Here is a 291-nt window from a genome sequence, read left to right as displayed (position 1 = left end):
ATGATTTCACCACTGAGCCCGTTTTGCCTCCGCTTGCTACGCGTTGGCACTCGGTCACGCCGGAATACGAGTTCCGTCACTCACCCAGTCTCACGTCTGAGCCCCAATCTGCTCCGCCCTTCGTCACCCTACATTCGCGGAGGATAAAGCAGTCGCCTCGAAAGTAGGGTAGCACTTCCGGCGAATACGTCCTGGCCCCGAATACTTTACGGTCGGGTAGGAAGTAGGCGATTTGGGCCCGGAGGCTGGCGGGCGTCAGCCATGAGATTGTTCTTAGCGGTCGGTCTTTGA

It is taken from the genome of Schleiferilactobacillus shenzhenensis LY-73 (genome assembly GCF_000469325.1).
In the GTDB taxonomy this organism is placed as follows: domain Bacteria; phylum Bacillota; class Bacilli; order Lactobacillales; family Lactobacillaceae; genus Schleiferilactobacillus; species Schleiferilactobacillus shenzhenensis.
The sequence above is the reverse complement of the archived record's forward strand: the minus strand, read 5'-3'. Positions refer to the sequence as shown.